This is a genomic window from Streptomyces sp. NPDC056222, assembly GCF_042264065.1.
Taxonomy (GTDB): domain Bacteria; phylum Actinomycetota; class Actinomycetes; order Streptomycetales; family Streptomycetaceae; genus Streptomyces.
Window position 1 is genome coordinate 102530 of sequence record NZ_JBHJTL010000005.1, and the last position, 12953, is coordinate 115482.

Sequence of the window (12953 nt, forward strand, 5' to 3'; positions counted from 1 at the left end):
CTCATTGGTGTAGACCACGCGGTCCAGACCACCGCGTTCCACGAGACGTCGCCGTCCCCCCGTAACACCAGTCCCCTGGCGGCGCCTTGCCTACTGGAGGAAGTTGTGTCTACGGCCAGTGCCGCCCCCGCGGCCGAGAAGAAGAAGGGCTCCGGCCCGATGGCTGTCATGCAGCGCATCGGTCGCAGCCTCATGCTGCCGGTCGCGGTACTGCCCGCCGCCGCGCTCCTGGTGCGGTTCGGCCAGCCCGACATGCTCGGCAAGGAGTCGTTCCCGGACTTCATCAACAAGCTCGCCGGCTACATGGCGGCCGGTGGCGGGGCCATCCTCGACAACATGGCCCTGCTGTTCGCCGTGGGTATCGCGATCGGCTTCGCCAAGAAGTCGGACGGCTCCACCGCGCTCGCGGCGGTGACCGGCTACCTGGTCTTCCAGAAGGTGCTCGCGACCTTCACCGACAAGAACCTGCCGCAGGTCGCCTCCGTCGCCGACGGCAAGATCGTCATGAGCGACGCCCCGGTCAACGCCGGTGTCCTCGGCGGTGTCGTGATGGGCATCGTCGTCGCCCTGCTGTACCAGAAGTTCTACCGGACCAAGCTGCCCGACTGGGCCGGCTTCTTCGGCGGCCGCCGCCTGGTCCCGATCCTCTCCGCCTTCGCCGGCCTGGTCGTCGGCATCGTCTTCGGTGTGATCTGGCCGGTCCTCGGCACGGGCCTGCACAACCTCAGTGAGTGGCTCGTCGGCTCCGGTGCCGTCGGCGCGGGCATCTTCGGTGTCGCCAACCGTGCGCTGATCCCGATCGGCATGCACCACCTGCTGAACTCCTTCCCCTGGTTCCAGGCCGGTGAGTTCGAGGGCAAGCACGGTGACATCGCCCGCTTCCTCGCCGGCGACCCGTCCGCCGGACAGTTCATGACCGGCTTCTTCCCGATCATGATGTTCGCCCTCCCGGCGGCCTGCCTCGCGATCGTCCACTGCGCCCGCCCCGAGCGCCGCAAGGTCGTCGGCGGCATGATGTTCTCCCTCGCGCTCACCTCCTTCGTCACCGGAGTGACCGAGCCGATCGAGTTCACCTTCATGTTCATCGCCCCGGTGCTGTACGCGATCCACGCGGTCCTGACCGGTGTCTCGATGGCCCTGACCTGGGCGCTCGGGATGAAGGACGGCTTCGGCTTCTCCGCCGGCGCGGTCGACTTCCTGCTGAACCTCGGCATCGCGAGCAACCCGTGGGGCCTGGCCCTGGTCGGCCTCTGCTTCGCGGCGGTCTACTACGTGATCTTCCGGTTCGCGATCACCAAGTTCAACCTTCCGACGCCGGGCCGCGAGTCCGACGAGGAGCTCGCCGAGCTGCTGAAGGCCGAGGCGAAGTAAGCCCCCGAGCCCGTACGCGGTACACGGAAGGGCCCCGGAACCGAGAGGTTCCGGGGCCCTTCCCGTATGCCTCAGACCTCGTACACCGCGCCCGCGTAGGCCAGCTCCGACGGCCCGTCGTACACCGCCCGCGCGTCCTCCAGGTTCTGGGCGCCGTCCGTCCACGGCGGGATGTGGGTCAGCACCAGCCGGCCCACCGAGGAGCGGGCCGCCTCCGCGCCCGCCTCCCGGCCGTTGAGGTGGAGCGCCGGGATGTCCTCCTTGCCATGGGTGAAGGACGCCTCGCACAGGAACAGATCCGTGCCGTCCGCCAGTTCGTGCAGCGCCTCGCAGACGCCCGTGTCACCCGAGTACGTGAGCGAGCGGCCGCCGTGCTCGATGCGGATGGCGTACGCCTCCACCGGGTGGCACACCTTCTCCGTACGCACCGAGAACGGGCCGATCTCGAAGGAGCCGGACTTCAGGGTCCGGAAGTCGAAGACCTCGCTCATCGACTTGTCCGAGGGCGTGTCCGCGTAGGCCGTGGTCAGGCGCTGTTCGGCGCCCTCCGGGGCGAAGACCGGGATCGCCTCGCAGCGGCCGCCCTCGTGGCGGTAGTAGCGGGCGACGAAGTACCCGCACATGTCGATGCAGTGATCGGCGTGGAGGTGGCTGAGGAAGATGGCGTCGAGGTCGTACAGACCGATGTGGCGCTGCAGCTCGCCGAGGGCGCCGTTGCCCATGTCGAGGAGCAGCCGGAAGCCGTCGGCCTCTACGAGGTAGCTCGAGCAGGCCGAATCCGCGGACGGGAAGGACCCGGAGCAGCCGACGACGGTGAGCTTCATGGAGCGTGAACCTCCGAGGGCGGAGAGCGGCGGGGGAGGTCGTGCGATGCGTCGAGCGTAAGGCGCGTCAGGGCTCGTCGCTCCTCCGCGGCGTCCCGTTGTGGGCGAACTCACGGGCTCTGTCACCGGTTCGGATGGACCTGGGGCGGGAGGGCGCGGGGTACGGGTCGCCGGTAACGTCTTGGGGTATGGACACGTCCTGGTGGCCGGCGCTCGTCGCGGTCGTGGTGATCGCGCTGGTCGTGGCGGTGGCGGACGGCCTGAAGCGCTCGAGCCGGCGGCCCGGTGGGCGGACGCGGCCTCCTGCGCGCCCCTCGGCCCGGCCGCGCGCCCCTGGGGAGGCACCCGCTCGGGTGCCGCGGGCGGGCGAGATCTGGTGGGCGGACGTGCCGTACGAGGACGGGCCGACATCGGAAGGTGCCGCGCGAAGCGCGTCGGGCAGGGCGGTGGCGGGAGACGGGCGGGCGAAGGACCGTCCCTGTCTGGTGCTCGCGCTGCGGGGGGATTCCGCGCTGGTCGCCAAGATCACCAGCAAGTACCACGACGAGCGGCCCGGGGTGATCGCGCTGCCGCCGGGGTCGGTGGGGGACGCGCGGGGGCGGCCCAGTTTTCTGGAGACGGACGAGCTGCGGGAGGTCCCGGTGTGGGAGTTCCGCCGCAGAGTGGGAACGGCGGACCCGGTCGTCTGGGACCAGGTCCGCCATTTGGCGTCGTGAGCGGGCGGTAGGGGCTACGCCCAGAGCTGGCCCTGGACCGTCTCGATCGCCTCTTCGGTGGTCGCCGCCGTGTAGAGCCCGGTCGAGAGGTACTTCCAGCCGCCGTCCGCGACGACGAAGGCGATGTCCGCGCTCTCGCCGGCCTTGACGGCCTTGTTGCCGACACCGATGGCCGCGTGCAGCGCCGCGCCCGTCGAGACGCCGGCGAAGATGCCCTCCTGCTGGAGGAGTTCCCGGGTGCGCGTCACCGCGTCGGCCGAGCCGACCGAGAAGCGGGTGGTGAGGACGGAGGCGTCGTACAGTTCGGGCACGAAGCCCTCGTCCAGGTTCCGCAGGCCGTAGACCAGGTCGTCGTAGCGCGGTTCGGCGGCGACGATCTTGACGTCGGGCTTGTGCTCGCGCAGGTAGCGGCCGACGCCCATGAGGGTGCCGGTGGTGCCGAGGCCCGCGACGAAGTGGGTGATGGAGGGCAGGTCGGCGAGGATCTCGGGGCCGGTCGTGGCGTAGTGGGCGCCCGCGTTGTCCGGGTTGCCGTACTGGTAGAGCATCACCCATGTGGGGTTCTCGGCAGCGATCTCCTTGGCGACCCGTACCGCGGTGTTCGACCCGCCCGCCGCGGGGGACGAGATGATCTCGGCGCCCCACATGGCGAGCAGCTGACGGCGCTCCTCGCTGGTGTTCTCCGGCATGACGCAGACGATGCGGTAGCCCTTGAGCTTGGCCGCCATCGCGAGCGAGATGCCGGTGTTGCCGCTGGTCGGTTCCAGGATGGTGCAGCCGGGAGTGAGCCGGCCGTCCTTCTCGGCCTGCTCGATCATGTGGAGCGCGGGGCGGTCCTTGACCGAGCCGGTGGGATTGCGGTCCTCCAGCTTGGCCCAGATGCGGACGTCGTCCGAGGGCGAGAGCCGGGGCAGCCGGACCAGAGGTGTGTTGCCGACCGCCGCCAGGGGGGAGTCGTAACGCATGTGGATCAGACCATGCCGCCGGCGACGGCCGGCAGGATCGTGACGTTGTCGCCGTCGGTCAGCTTGGTGTTGATGCCGTCCAGGAAGCGGACGTCCTCGTCGTTCAGGTAGACGTTGACGAAGCGGCGCAGCTCGCCGCCCTTGGCCTCGTCGACGATCCGGGCCTGGATGCCCGCGTGACGGGTCTCGAGGTCGGTGAAGAGCTCGGCGAGCGTCGCACCGCTGCCCTCGACGGCCTTGGCGCCGTCGGTGTAGGTACGGAGGATGGTCGGGATGCGGACCTCGATGGCCATGGCGTGGGCTCCTGTCGGAAGTGGCGTGAAAGGCGCGCGGCTCTGATGCCCCCGCGCGGGGGGTCGTGCTCCTGGGTGCGCTCGTGCGCCCCCGCTCACATCGCGCTGGCGAGGCGGCACAGGTCGACGTGCAACCGCGCCACGAGCAGCACGCTGCCCGGCGTCACTTCGCTCACGTCGTGGGAAACCATGCGGTCATCGTATCGATTCCCGGTCCGGGTTCCGGAATGTGATCTCACATGACGGACAGATCGCGCTCAACTGGCGGACCGGGGAGATAGAGGACGGTCGGGGTGCCGGTCCTGGGATGCGGGACGACCTCGGCTTCCACCCCGTACACGGCCGACAGCAACTCCGGAGTGAGGACCTCGGCGGGCGCGCCCTCGGCGACGATCCGGCCCCCGGCGAGGACGTAGAGCCGGTCGCAGTAGAGGGCGGCGAGGTTGAGGTCGTGGAGGGCGAGGAGGTTGGTGGTGCCCAGGTCGCGGACGAGGCGCAGGACCTCCAACTGGTAGCGGATGTCGAGGTGGTTGGTGGGCTCGTCCAGGACGAGGAGCGCCGGTTCCTGGACGAGGGCGCGGGCCACGAGGGCGCGCCGGCGTTCGCCGCCGGAGAGGGTGGGGTACGGGCGGTCGGCGAGCTCCGCGACGCCGACGCGGGCGAGGGCCGCGTCGGTGCGTGCGAGGTCGTCGCCGGTGTCGCCCTCCCAGAAGCGCTTGTGCGGGGAGCGGCCGAGGGCGACCAGCTCGCGGACGGTCAGCTCCCACTCGGCGTCGCCGTCCTGCGGGACGGTGGCGATCCGGCGTGCCCGCGCCTTGGCGCCCAGGCCGTGCACGTCGACGCCGTCGAGGAGGACACGGCCGGAGGTCGGGACGAGCGTGCCGTAGACGCAGCGCAGGAGGGTGGTCTTGCCGCTGCCGTTGGGGCCGACGAGTCCGACGGTCTCGCCGGCCCGGGCGGTGATGTCGACGCCGTGCAGACGTGTCCCGTACGAGAGTTCCCGCGTACGCAGCTCGGTCATACCGGGCTCCCTTCCGCGCGGCGGCGCATCAGCCAGAGGAAGAACGGGCCGCCGGTGAGGGCGGTGAGGACGCCGACGGGGATGTCCTGCGGCGCGGCGACGGTACGGGCGGCCAGGTCGGCCAGGACCAGCGCGGTCGCCCCGCCGAGCGCGGCGACGGGCAGCAGACGGCGGTGCGGCGCGCCGACGGCCATGCGGGCGGCGTGCGGGACCATCAGGCCGACGAAGCCGACGGCTCCGCTGACGGAGACCATGACGGCGGTGACGAGGGAGGCCAGGACGAAGACGGCGGCGCGGAAGCGGGCGGTGTCCAGGCCGAGGACGGTCGCGCCCTCCTCGCCGACGAGGAGCAGGTCGAGCGGGCGGGAGAGGGTCAGCAGGGCGGCGACACCGAGGGCGAGGACCGCGGCCGGCAGGGCGAGAGTGTCCCAGCGGGCGCTGCCGAGGCCGCCGAGGGTCCAGAACGCCGCCTCCTGGAAGTGTTCGGGGCGGCCCGCGAGGACCAGGATCAGGGTGGTCAGCGCGGAGAGGATGTACGAGACGGCGACGCCGGCGAGGACGAGCCGGGCGCCGGTCATCGTGGAGCCGCGGCGGGCCAGGGCGTAGACGAGGACGAGGGCGAGCAGGGCGCCGACGAAGGCGGCGGCCGGCATGGCGACGGTGGTCGTGGCCCCGCCGCCGATGCCGAGGACGAGCACGAGGACGGCGCCGGTGGACGCCCCGGAGGAGATCCCGAGCAGGAAGGGGTCGGCGAGGCGGTTGCGGACGAGGGCCTGCAGGACGGTGCCGACGACGGCGAGTCCGGCGCCGACGATCGCGCCGAGCAGGACGCGGGGCAGCCGGACGTCGAGGACGATCGTGCGGTACGGGGAGGGGGCGGCGCGGCCGGTGAGGCTCTCGGCGACGTCGCCGACGGGTATCCGTACCGACCCGAGGGCGAGGCCGGCGACGACGGAGAGCGCGAGGGCGGCGACGAGCCCGGCGACGACGAGCAGGTACCGTCCGGGGCCGCCGGCCCCGGACCGGCGGGACCGGGCGGCTGCCGATGTCGTGGCCTTCGCTGCGACGGCGGCGGAGGCAGGAGCGGTCGGGGCGGGGGCCGGGGCGGCCGAAGCCGAACCGGCTCCGGCCGAGCGGGGCCCCGGACCGGGCAGACCCGGACCGGCCGGGGCCGCGCCCTCCAGGCCCGCGCCCCCTTCCGCGCCCGCGCTCCGCTCCGCGCCCGCGTCCGGGAGCGGGGTCGCCGTCATCGCGCCGGGTGGAGCTGGGCCGCGAGCTTCTCGATCGCCGCCGGGACGCGGACGCCGAGGACCGCGTCCGAGAGGGGCATGACGGCGAAGCGCTTGTTCCTGATCGCCGGGACGTCCTTGAGGGCCGGGTCCTCCAGAAGCCGCTTCTTCTTCTGTTCGACGGTCGTGGAGCCGTAGTCGTAGATGACGATCACGTCCGGCTTGCGGGCGACGACCTGCTCCCAGGTCGCGTCGCCGAAGGCCTTGTCGAGGTCGGCGAAGACGTTGCGGCCGCCGGCGCGGGTGATCAACTCGTTGCCGATGCCCTTGCCTCCGGCGGTGAACGCCGTCTTGTCACCGCTGTCGTAGACGAAGACCGACACGGGGGCGAGACCCGCCAGCTTCTTCTCGGTCGCCGCGACGGTCTTCTTCGCCTCGGCCGTCCAGCGCGCGCCGCGGTCGGGGACGCCGAAGGTCCGGCCGACCTCGTCGACCTCCTGGTAGAGGTCGGTGAGGGAGGAGGCGCCCGAGGGGCAGTACTCCATGTTCAGGCGGGTGTTGACGCCCGCCGCCTTCAGGTCGTCCCGGCTGCGGCCGGCCTTGGCGTCGAAGGCGCTGGCGTAGCCGCCGTAGACGAAGTCGGGGTTCGCGGCGAGCAGCGCCTCCTTGGCGGGGTACTCCTTCGCGAGCACCGGCACCGTGTCGTACGCCTTCTTGTACGCGGGCAGGATCCGGTCGTCCAGATAGGCGGTGCCGGCGAGGGACTTCTCCAGGCCGAGGGCGAGCATGACCTCGGTGACGTGCTGGTTCATGGTGACGGCCCGCCGCGGCGGGGCCTGGTACGTCGTCTTCACACCGCAGTTGGAGACGGTGTACGGGAATCCCGGTGCGGCCTTCGCGGCCGGGTCCTGTTCCGAGGGGGCCGAGCAGCCGGCCAGCAGGGGCACGAGGGCGGCGGCGGGCAGCAGGGTACGGCGCCAGGTCATGGCGGAATGCCTCCTCCGGGGATTTCCACGTCCCCAGTCGGTGGTGAGAAGGCGGCAGGTCAGTTCCTGGCTTCCGGCGCCCGAGGGCGCCGGTCACAGTGGCGGGACCGTGCCGGATTCTCACCGGCTTCCTGGGCCCTGCCGCCCTGGTGTCGGGTCAGTCTCTCAGGCGTCGTACGCCTCGACGACCTTGACGTCCTCCTCGGTCACGACGCCTTCGACGATGGTGAACGAGCGGAACTGGAAGGGGCCGGAGCCGTCGCTGTCGGCGGTGGAGACCAGGACGTAGTGGGCGCCGGGCTCGTTCGCGTACGAGATGTCGGTGCGCGACGGGTACGCCTCGGTGGCCGTGTGCGAGTGGTAGATGATCACGGGCTCCTCGTCCCGGTCGTCCATCTCGCGGTACAGCTTCAGCAGGTCGGCGGAGTCGAACTCGTAGAACGTGGGCGAGCGCGCGGCGTTCAGCATCGGGATGAACCGCTCGGGGCGGCCTGCGCCGACCGGGCCCGCGACCACGCCGCAGGCCTCGTCGGGGTGGTCCGCGCGGGAGTGTTCCACGATCTGGTCGTACAGGGCCCGGGTGATGGTCAGCATGTCGGACAGGATAAGCAAAGGAGCCGCCCCGTACCGAGGAGTGGTACGGGGCGGCCCGAATGCTGGACAGACCTGCGTTATGAGCGCTTGGCGAACGCCGCGCCCTCGGGGTTGCGGGCCTTCAGGACCAGGTAGGCGACCGCGAGGATGAGGCCCCACAGCGGCGCGCAGTAGAGCGAGATCCGCGCGTCCTTGTCGATGCCCATCAGCACGATGACCATGCCGATGAAGGCGAGCGCGAAGAGGCTGCACCAGATGCCGCCCGGCGCCTTGAAGGACGACTGGGGCAGCTCGCCGCGGTCGGCCTTGAGGCGGAAGCGGACCTGGCAGACCAGGATCATGATCCAGGCCCACATGCCGGAGATCGTGGCGAAGGAGACGACGTAGTTGAAGGCGTCGCCGGGCCACTGGTAGTTGATCCAGACGCCGACCATCATCAGGCCGGCCGAGAACGAGGTGCCGACGAGCGGCAGACCGTTCTTGGTGAGCTTGGTGAAGAACTTCGGGCCCTGGCCGTTGAGCGCGAGGTCGCGCAGCATGCGGCCGGTGGAGTACATGCCCGAGTTGCAGGAGGAGAGCGCGGCGGTCAGGACGACGAAGTTCACGATCGCGGCGCCGACGCCGAGGCCCATCTTCTCGAAGGCCGCGACGAACGGGGAGACGCCCGGCTGGAAGTGGGTCCACGGGACGACCGAGAGGATCATGATCAGCGCGCCGACGTAGAAGACCGCGATGCGCCACGGGACGGTGTTGATGGCCTTGGGCAGGACGGTCTTCGGGTCCTTGGACTCGCCCGCGGTCACGCCGACCAGCTCGACGGCGAGGAAGGCGAACATGACCATCTGCAGGGTCATCAGGGTGGAGCCGATGCCCTTGGGGAAGAAGCCGCCCTCGGACCACAGCAGGGTCATCGAGGCCGTGTCACCGGCGTCGGAGAAGCCGATGGTGAGGATGCCGGCGCAGATCAGGATCATGCCGACGATCGCGGTGACCTTGACCATCGAGAACCAGAACTCGAGCTCGCCGAAGAGCTTGACGGAGATCAGGTTCGCGAGGAACAGGACGACCGTGAAGATCAGGGCGAAGACCCATTGCGGCTGATTGAGGATGCCGTCGGTGTTCTTGGTCCAGTACTGCATGTACTCGGACGCCGCGGTCACCTCGGTGATGCCGGTGACGACCCAGAAGAGCCAGTACGTCCAACCGGTCACGAAGCCCGCGAAGGGGCCGATGAACTCGCGTGCGTACTCCGAGAAGGAGCCGGACACGGGGCGGTACATGAGGAGCTCGCCGAGCGCCCGCATGATGAAGAAGATGACGAGGCCCGCGATGGCGTACGCGAGGATCAGGCTGGGGCCTGCCTTGGAGATGCCCTTGCCCGCGCCCAGGAAGAGGCCGGTGCCGATGGCGCCGCCGATCGCGATCATCTGGATCTGGCGGGCGCCGAGTGCCCGGTGATAACCCTCGCCGTCGGCGGAGTCCGCGGCCTCACTGCCGTCGTGCTGCTTGTCGACCTGCACTGAGGTCATGGTGGTGCGCCTTTCTCCATGCTGATCCGCGCCGACTGAGTCTGGCTGCGGATCAGGTCCTGATCCCCCCGGATATGGATGGAGTGCTACCGGCGGTCAGCCGGTCCAAGCGCCCCCGGGAACAGGGGTGGCGTCCCCGGGCGGTCGTGAAGATTTATCACGGGGGAAACACTGATCGGCGTGCGTCGAGGTGACGCACGCCACAGGGAGAACCGGACAAAAGTCACTCAAGAGGGCCAACGAGAAGACTTTGGTGACGTATTCGTTATCCGGATTTGAGCGTCCGCTGAGCGAACATCGCTCGAACGCGCGGCATCAGGCGCCGGACATCAGCGTCTCGACGAGCGACTCCTGGAGCGCGCCGAGCCAGAGGTACGCCATCACCATCGGCTTGCGCGGATCGGTGTCCGGCAGCCGGTAGAGCTCACCGCTCTCGTCCTCGTCGGTGACCTCGAGACGGGTGCCGATGGTCAGCCGGAGGTCGTTGAGGGCGCCGAGCCAGGACCGGGACTCGTCGGCGGTCAGCTTGAGGATCGCCCCGCCCTCGCCGGAGGAGGAGAGCGCGTCCAGGTTGCGGATGACCGCGAGGGCGTCCTCGCGCTTGCGCGCGCGCAGGTCTTTCTCGGTGTAGCGGCGGAAGTCCGCCGCCGCCGCGCGCAGCTCCTCGTCCTCGTCGCCGTACGCGTCGGGGAAGAGCCGCTTGAGCGCGGGATCGGACGGGGGCTCGCTCGGGCCCTCGGCGAAGAGCGCGGCCAGCGGGTCCTCGCCCTCCACCGGCTCGTCGCCCGGGCCGATCAGCTCCAGGAGCTGGACGGCGAGGGAGCGCAGGATGGAGATCTCGACCTCGTCGAGCGCGACGGCCGCGCCGCCGCCGGGCAGCGCCTCGAATTGCCCCGCCATCAGCCGCGGTCCTGGGTGAGGGTCGCCCACAGCCCGTAGCCGTGCATTGCCTGCACGTCCCGTTCCATCTCCTCGCGGGTGCCGCTGGAGACCACCGCGCGGCCCTTGTGGTGCACGTCGAGCATCAGCTTGTGCGCCTTGTCCTTGGAGTAACCGAAGTACGCCTGGAAGACGTAGGTCACATAGCTCATCAGGTTGACCGGATCGTTGTGGACGAGGGTCACCCAGGGGACGTCCGGCTCGACGACCGCGTGGGTCTCCTCGGCCGACTCCGTGCGTTCGATCTCAATAGGCGCGACGCTCACTTACCCCATGCTGCCACCTCGGAAGGGGGGTCGCACAAACGGGTCACCCCCTTGCCAGAGAAATCGTCAGTCTGACGATTTCTCGTGTAGCATCGCTGACATGAACGCTGCGGACCTTGGGCTCCCGGTGGACGTGCCGTCGACCGCGCTCTTCACCGACCAGTACGAGCTGACCATGCTGCAGGCCGCCCTCCAGGCCGGCACCGCCGACCGGCGCTCCGTCTTCGAGGTCTTCACCCGACGCCTGCCCGAGGGGCGGCGCTACGGCGTGGTGGCCGGTATCGGACGCGTCCTGGACGCCGTCGAGAACTTCCGCTTCGACCCGGGCGTCCTCGGCTTCCTGCGCGACCAGGGCATCGTCGACGAGCCGACGCTGAGGTGGCTGGCCGGCTACCGCTTCTCGGGCGACATCTGGGGCTACCCCGAGGGCGAGGTGTACTTCCCCGGCTCCCCGATCCTGCGGGTCGAGGGCTCCTTCGCCGAGTGCGTGCTCCTGGAGACCGTGATCCTCTCGATCCTCAACCACGACTCGGCCATCGCCGCGGCCGCCTCCCGGATGTCGGCCGCGGCCGACGGCCGGCGGCTGATCGAGATGGGCGCCCGGCGCACCCACGAGCTGGCCGCCGTCGCCTCCGCGCGGGCCGCGTACGTCGGCGGCTTCGACTCCACCTCGGACCTGGCGGCCGGCTTCCGCTACGGCATCCCGACCGTCGGCACCTCCGCGCACGCCTTCACCCTGCTGCACGACAGCGAGCGGGACGCCTTCCAGGCCCAGGTGGAGTCGCTGGGCCGCGGTACGACGCTGCTGGTCGACACCTACGACGTGGCCGAGGCCGTGCGCACCGCCGTCGAGGTGGCGGGCAAGGAGCTCGGGGCGGTCCGGATCGACTCCGGGGACCTGCTGCTCGTCGCGCACCGGGTGCGGGCGCAGCTCGACGAGCTGGGCGCGAAGGAAACCAAGATCGTGGTCACCTCGGACCTCGACGAGTACGCCATCGCCTCGCTGGCGGCGGCACCGGTGAACGCGTACGGCGTGGGAACGCAGCTGGTCACCGGCAGCGGCCACCCGACCTGCTCGATGGTCTACAAGCTGGTCGCCCGGGCCACGTCGGCCGACCCGAAGGCGCCGCTGATCCCGGTCGCCAAGAAGTCGGTCGGCGGCAAGGTCTCGATCGGCGGCCGCAAGTGGGCGGCGCGCCGGACGGACGCGGAAGGGGTCGCGGAGGCCGAGGTCCTCGGCACGGGTCCGGTCCCGCCGGAGCTCGCCGACCGCCAGCTGCTCGTCGAGCTGGTCAAGGGCGGCGACGTGGTGGCCCGCGAGCCGCTGGAGGCGGCGCGGACGCGGCACTTCGAGGCGCGGGCGGGGCTGCCGATGTCGGCGATCCAGCTGTCGCGGGGCGAGCCGGTACTGCCGACGGAGTACGTGTAACACCCTGCGACGCCCCCTCCCGCGCGAAGGGGGAAGTCTCTAGGCTCGACGTCATTCCTCTCCAGGCTCGACGTCATTCCCCCTTCCGTGCCCCTCCGTTCCCCCCACCGGCCCACCAAAGGACACCCGCCATGCACCGCGCATTGATCGTCGTGGACGTTCAGAACGACTTCTGCGAGGGCGGCAGCCTCGCGGTGGCGGGGGGAGCGGATGTCGCCGCCGCCATCACCGACCTGGTCGGGGAGACGGCGGGCGCCGCGTACCAGCACGTGGTGGCGACGCGTGACCACCATGTCGACCCGGGCGACCACTTCGCCCCGGCGGGCCAGGAGCCGGACTACGTCACCTCCTGGCCTGTGCACTGCGTCGCCGGCACGGAGGGCGTGGGCTTCCACCCGAACTTCGCGCCGGCGGTCGCCAGCGGGGCGATCGAGGCGGTCTTCGACAAGGGGGCGTACGAGGCGGCGTACAGCGGCTTCGAGGGGCGCGACGAGAACGGTCGCACGCTCGCGGAGTGGCTGCGAGAGCGGGATGTGCGCGAGGTCGACGTGGTGGGGATCGCGACGGACCACTGCGTGCGGGCGACGGCGTTGGACGCGGCGCGGGAGGGGTTCGCGGTCCAGGTTCTCCTCGACCTCACGGCGGGCGTGGCCAAGGAGACGACGGAGCGGGCCCTGGAGGAGCTGCGGGGCGCCGGGGTTCAGCTGACCGGGAAGCCCGTGGTCTGAGGGCTCCCGAGACGAACGACCAGGTCGGCGGGGTGCGGGTGCAGGTCCGCGAGGAGCGCACCC

15 protein-coding genes and 1 riboswitch are annotated in these 12953 nt (G+C 70.7%); of the genes, 4 read left to right on the forward strand and 11 right to left on the reverse strand.

Translation table 11 applies throughout. The features are described 5' to 3' along the window. Positions 1-105 precede the first annotated feature (105 nt). Positions 106-1371: a PTS transporter subunit EIIC gene (locus ACFC0D_RS04470; RefSeq protein WP_376430964.1), complete on the forward strand. Its 1266-nt coding sequence runs from the start codon at positions 106-108 to the stop codon at positions 1369-1371. 71 nt (positions 1372-1442) lie between these two features. Here the strand turns inward: ACFC0D_RS04470 and ACFC0D_RS04475 are convergent, their stop codons facing one another. Then, positions 1443-2195 (reverse strand): MBL fold metallo-hydrolase, encoded by a 753-nt coding sequence (locus ACFC0D_RS04475; RefSeq protein WP_376430965.1) that lies wholly within the window; start codon positions 2193-2195, stop codon positions 1443-1445. A gap of 188 nt (positions 2196-2383) precedes the next feature. Between ACFC0D_RS04475 and ACFC0D_RS04480 the strand changes: the two genes are divergently transcribed. After that, positions 2384-2911: a type II toxin-antitoxin system PemK/MazF family toxin gene (locus tag ACFC0D_RS04480; protein WP_376430966.1), complete on the forward strand. Its 528-nt coding sequence runs from the start codon at positions 2384-2386 to the stop codon at positions 2909-2911. A gap of 14 nt (positions 2912-2925) precedes the next feature. On the opposite strand, the gene ACFC0D_RS04485 is transcribed toward ACFC0D_RS04480, so the two are convergent. The 10 genes from ACFC0D_RS04485 to clpS form a co-directional block, all read right to left on the reverse strand. After that, positions 2926-3876 carry a PLP-dependent cysteine synthase family protein gene (locus ACFC0D_RS04485; RefSeq protein WP_376430967.1) on the reverse strand — a complete coding sequence of 317 codons (951 nt, stop codon included), beginning with the start codon at positions 3874-3876 and terminating at the stop codon, positions 2926-2928. Positions 3877-3881: 5 nt separating this feature from the next. Further along, positions 3882-4169 (reverse strand): MoaD/ThiS family protein, encoded by a 288-nt coding sequence (locus ACFC0D_RS04490; protein ID WP_329120102.1) that lies wholly within the window; start codon positions 4167-4169, stop codon positions 3882-3884. Between the two features lie 95 nt (positions 4170-4264). Next, positions 4265-4360, reverse strand: a complete 96-nt coding sequence (locus tag ACFC0D_RS04495; RefSeq protein ID WP_329120100.1) for a putative leader peptide — start codon at positions 4358-4360, stop codon at positions 4265-4267. A gap of 44 nt (positions 4361-4404) precedes the next feature. Then, a complete protein-coding gene (locus ACFC0D_RS04500) occupies positions 4405-5190 on the reverse strand; it encodes an ABC transporter ATP-binding protein (RefSeq protein WP_376430968.1) in 786 nt (261 codons plus the stop codon). Continuing rightward, complete coding sequence (locus ACFC0D_RS04505) at positions 5187-6440, reverse strand: FecCD family ABC transporter permease (RefSeq protein WP_376430969.1); 1254 nt, start codon at positions 6438-6440, stop codon at positions 5187-5189. The genes ACFC0D_RS04500 and ACFC0D_RS04505 overlap by 4 nt, the downstream gene beginning before the upstream one ends. After that, positions 6437-7405 carry an ABC transporter substrate-binding protein gene (locus ACFC0D_RS04510; RefSeq protein WP_376430970.1) on the reverse strand — a complete coding sequence of 323 codons (969 nt, stop codon included), beginning with the start codon at positions 7403-7405 and terminating at the stop codon, positions 6437-6439. Before ACFC0D_RS04510 ends, ACFC0D_RS04505 begins: the two co-directional genes overlap by 4 nt. 60 nt (positions 7406-7465) lie before the next feature. After that, a riboswitch (cobalamin riboswitch) is annotated at positions 7466-7539 on the reverse strand. Positions 7540-7570: 31 nt separating this feature from the next. Then, positions 7571-7999, reverse strand: coding sequence for a M67 family metallopeptidase (locus tag ACFC0D_RS04515; protein ID WP_329120093.1), 429 nt, complete (start codon positions 7997-7999; stop codon positions 7571-7573). 77 nt (positions 8000-8076) lie between these two features. Further along, positions 8077-9528, reverse strand: coding sequence for an amino acid permease (locus tag ACFC0D_RS04520; RefSeq protein WP_352187449.1), 1452 nt, complete (start codon positions 9526-9528; stop codon positions 8077-8079). A gap of 315 nt (positions 9529-9843) precedes the next feature. After that, entirely contained in the window at positions 9844-10428 is a 585-nt protein-coding gene (locus ACFC0D_RS04525) for a DUF2017 domain-containing protein (RefSeq protein WP_376430971.1), read from the reverse strand. Further along, complete coding sequence (clpS, locus tag ACFC0D_RS04530) at positions 10428-10733, reverse strand: ATP-dependent Clp protease adapter ClpS (protein WP_329120087.1); 306 nt, start codon at positions 10731-10733, stop codon at positions 10428-10430. Before clpS ends, ACFC0D_RS04525 begins: the two co-directional genes overlap by 1 nt. Before the next feature lie 100 nt (positions 10734-10833). Here clpS and ACFC0D_RS04535 point away from each other — a divergent pair, with 100 nt between their 5' ends. Together ACFC0D_RS04535 and ACFC0D_RS04540 are read left to right on the forward strand one after the other, a co-directional pair. Beyond that, a complete protein-coding gene (locus tag ACFC0D_RS04535; protein WP_376430972.1) occupies positions 10834-12162 on the forward strand; it encodes a nicotinate phosphoribosyltransferase in 1329 nt (442 codons plus the stop codon). A gap of 131 nt (positions 12163-12293) precedes the next feature. Continuing rightward, positions 12294-12890: an isochorismatase family protein gene (locus ACFC0D_RS04540; RefSeq protein WP_376430973.1), complete on the forward strand. Its 597-nt coding sequence runs from the start codon at positions 12294-12296 to the stop codon at positions 12888-12890. The last annotated feature ends 63 nt before the right edge of the window (positions 12891-12953 follow it).

Bases quoted from the DNA above. Each gene is read 5' to 3' on its own strand.
- ACFC0D_RS04475 (WP_376430965.1), bottom strand. From the start codon at position 2,195: ATGAAGCTCACCGTCGTCGGCTGCTCCGGGTCCTTCCCGTCCGCGGAT.
- ACFC0D_RS04480 (WP_376430966.1), top strand. From the start codon at position 2,384: ATGGACACGTCCTGGTGGCCGGCGCTCGTCGCGGTCGTGGTGATCGCG.
- ACFC0D_RS04485 (WP_376430967.1), bottom strand. From the start codon at position 3,876: ATGCGTTACGACTCCCCCCTGGCGGCGGTCGGCAACACACCTCTGGTC.
- ACFC0D_RS04490 (WP_329120102.1), bottom strand. From the start codon at position 4,169: ATGGCCATCGAGGTCCGCATCCCGACCATCCTCCGTACCTACACCGAC.
- ACFC0D_RS04495 (WP_329120100.1), bottom strand. From the start codon at position 4,360: ATGGTTTCCCACGACGTGAGCGAAGTGACGCCGGGCAGCGTGCTGCTC.
- ACFC0D_RS04500 (WP_376430968.1), bottom strand. From the start codon at position 5,190: ATGACCGAGCTGCGTACGCGGGAACTCTCGTACGGGACACGTCTGCAC.
- ACFC0D_RS04505 (WP_376430969.1), bottom strand. From the start codon at position 6,440: ATGACGGCGACCCCGCTCCCGGACGCGGGCGCGGAGCGGAGCGCGGGC.
- ACFC0D_RS04510 (WP_376430970.1), bottom strand. From the start codon at position 7,405: ATGACCTGGCGCCGTACCCTGCTGCCCGCCGCCGCCCTCGTGCCCCTG.
- ACFC0D_RS04515 (WP_329120093.1), bottom strand. From the start codon at position 7,999: ATGCTGACCATCACCCGGGCCCTGTACGACCAGATCGTGGAACACTCC.
- ACFC0D_RS04520 (WP_352187449.1), bottom strand. From the start codon at position 9,528: ATGACCTCAGTGCAGGTCGACAAGCAGCACGACGGCAGTGAGGCCGCG.
- ACFC0D_RS04525 (WP_376430971.1), bottom strand. From the start codon at position 10,428: ATGGCGGGGCAATTCGAGGCGCTGCCCGGCGGCGGCGCGGCCGTCGCG.
- ACFC0D_RS04535 (WP_376430972.1), top strand. From the start codon at position 10,834: ATGAACGCTGCGGACCTTGGGCTCCCGGTGGACGTGCCGTCGACCGCG.
- ACFC0D_RS04540 (WP_376430973.1), top strand. From the start codon at position 12,294: ATGCACCGCGCATTGATCGTCGTGGACGTTCAGAACGACTTCTGCGAG.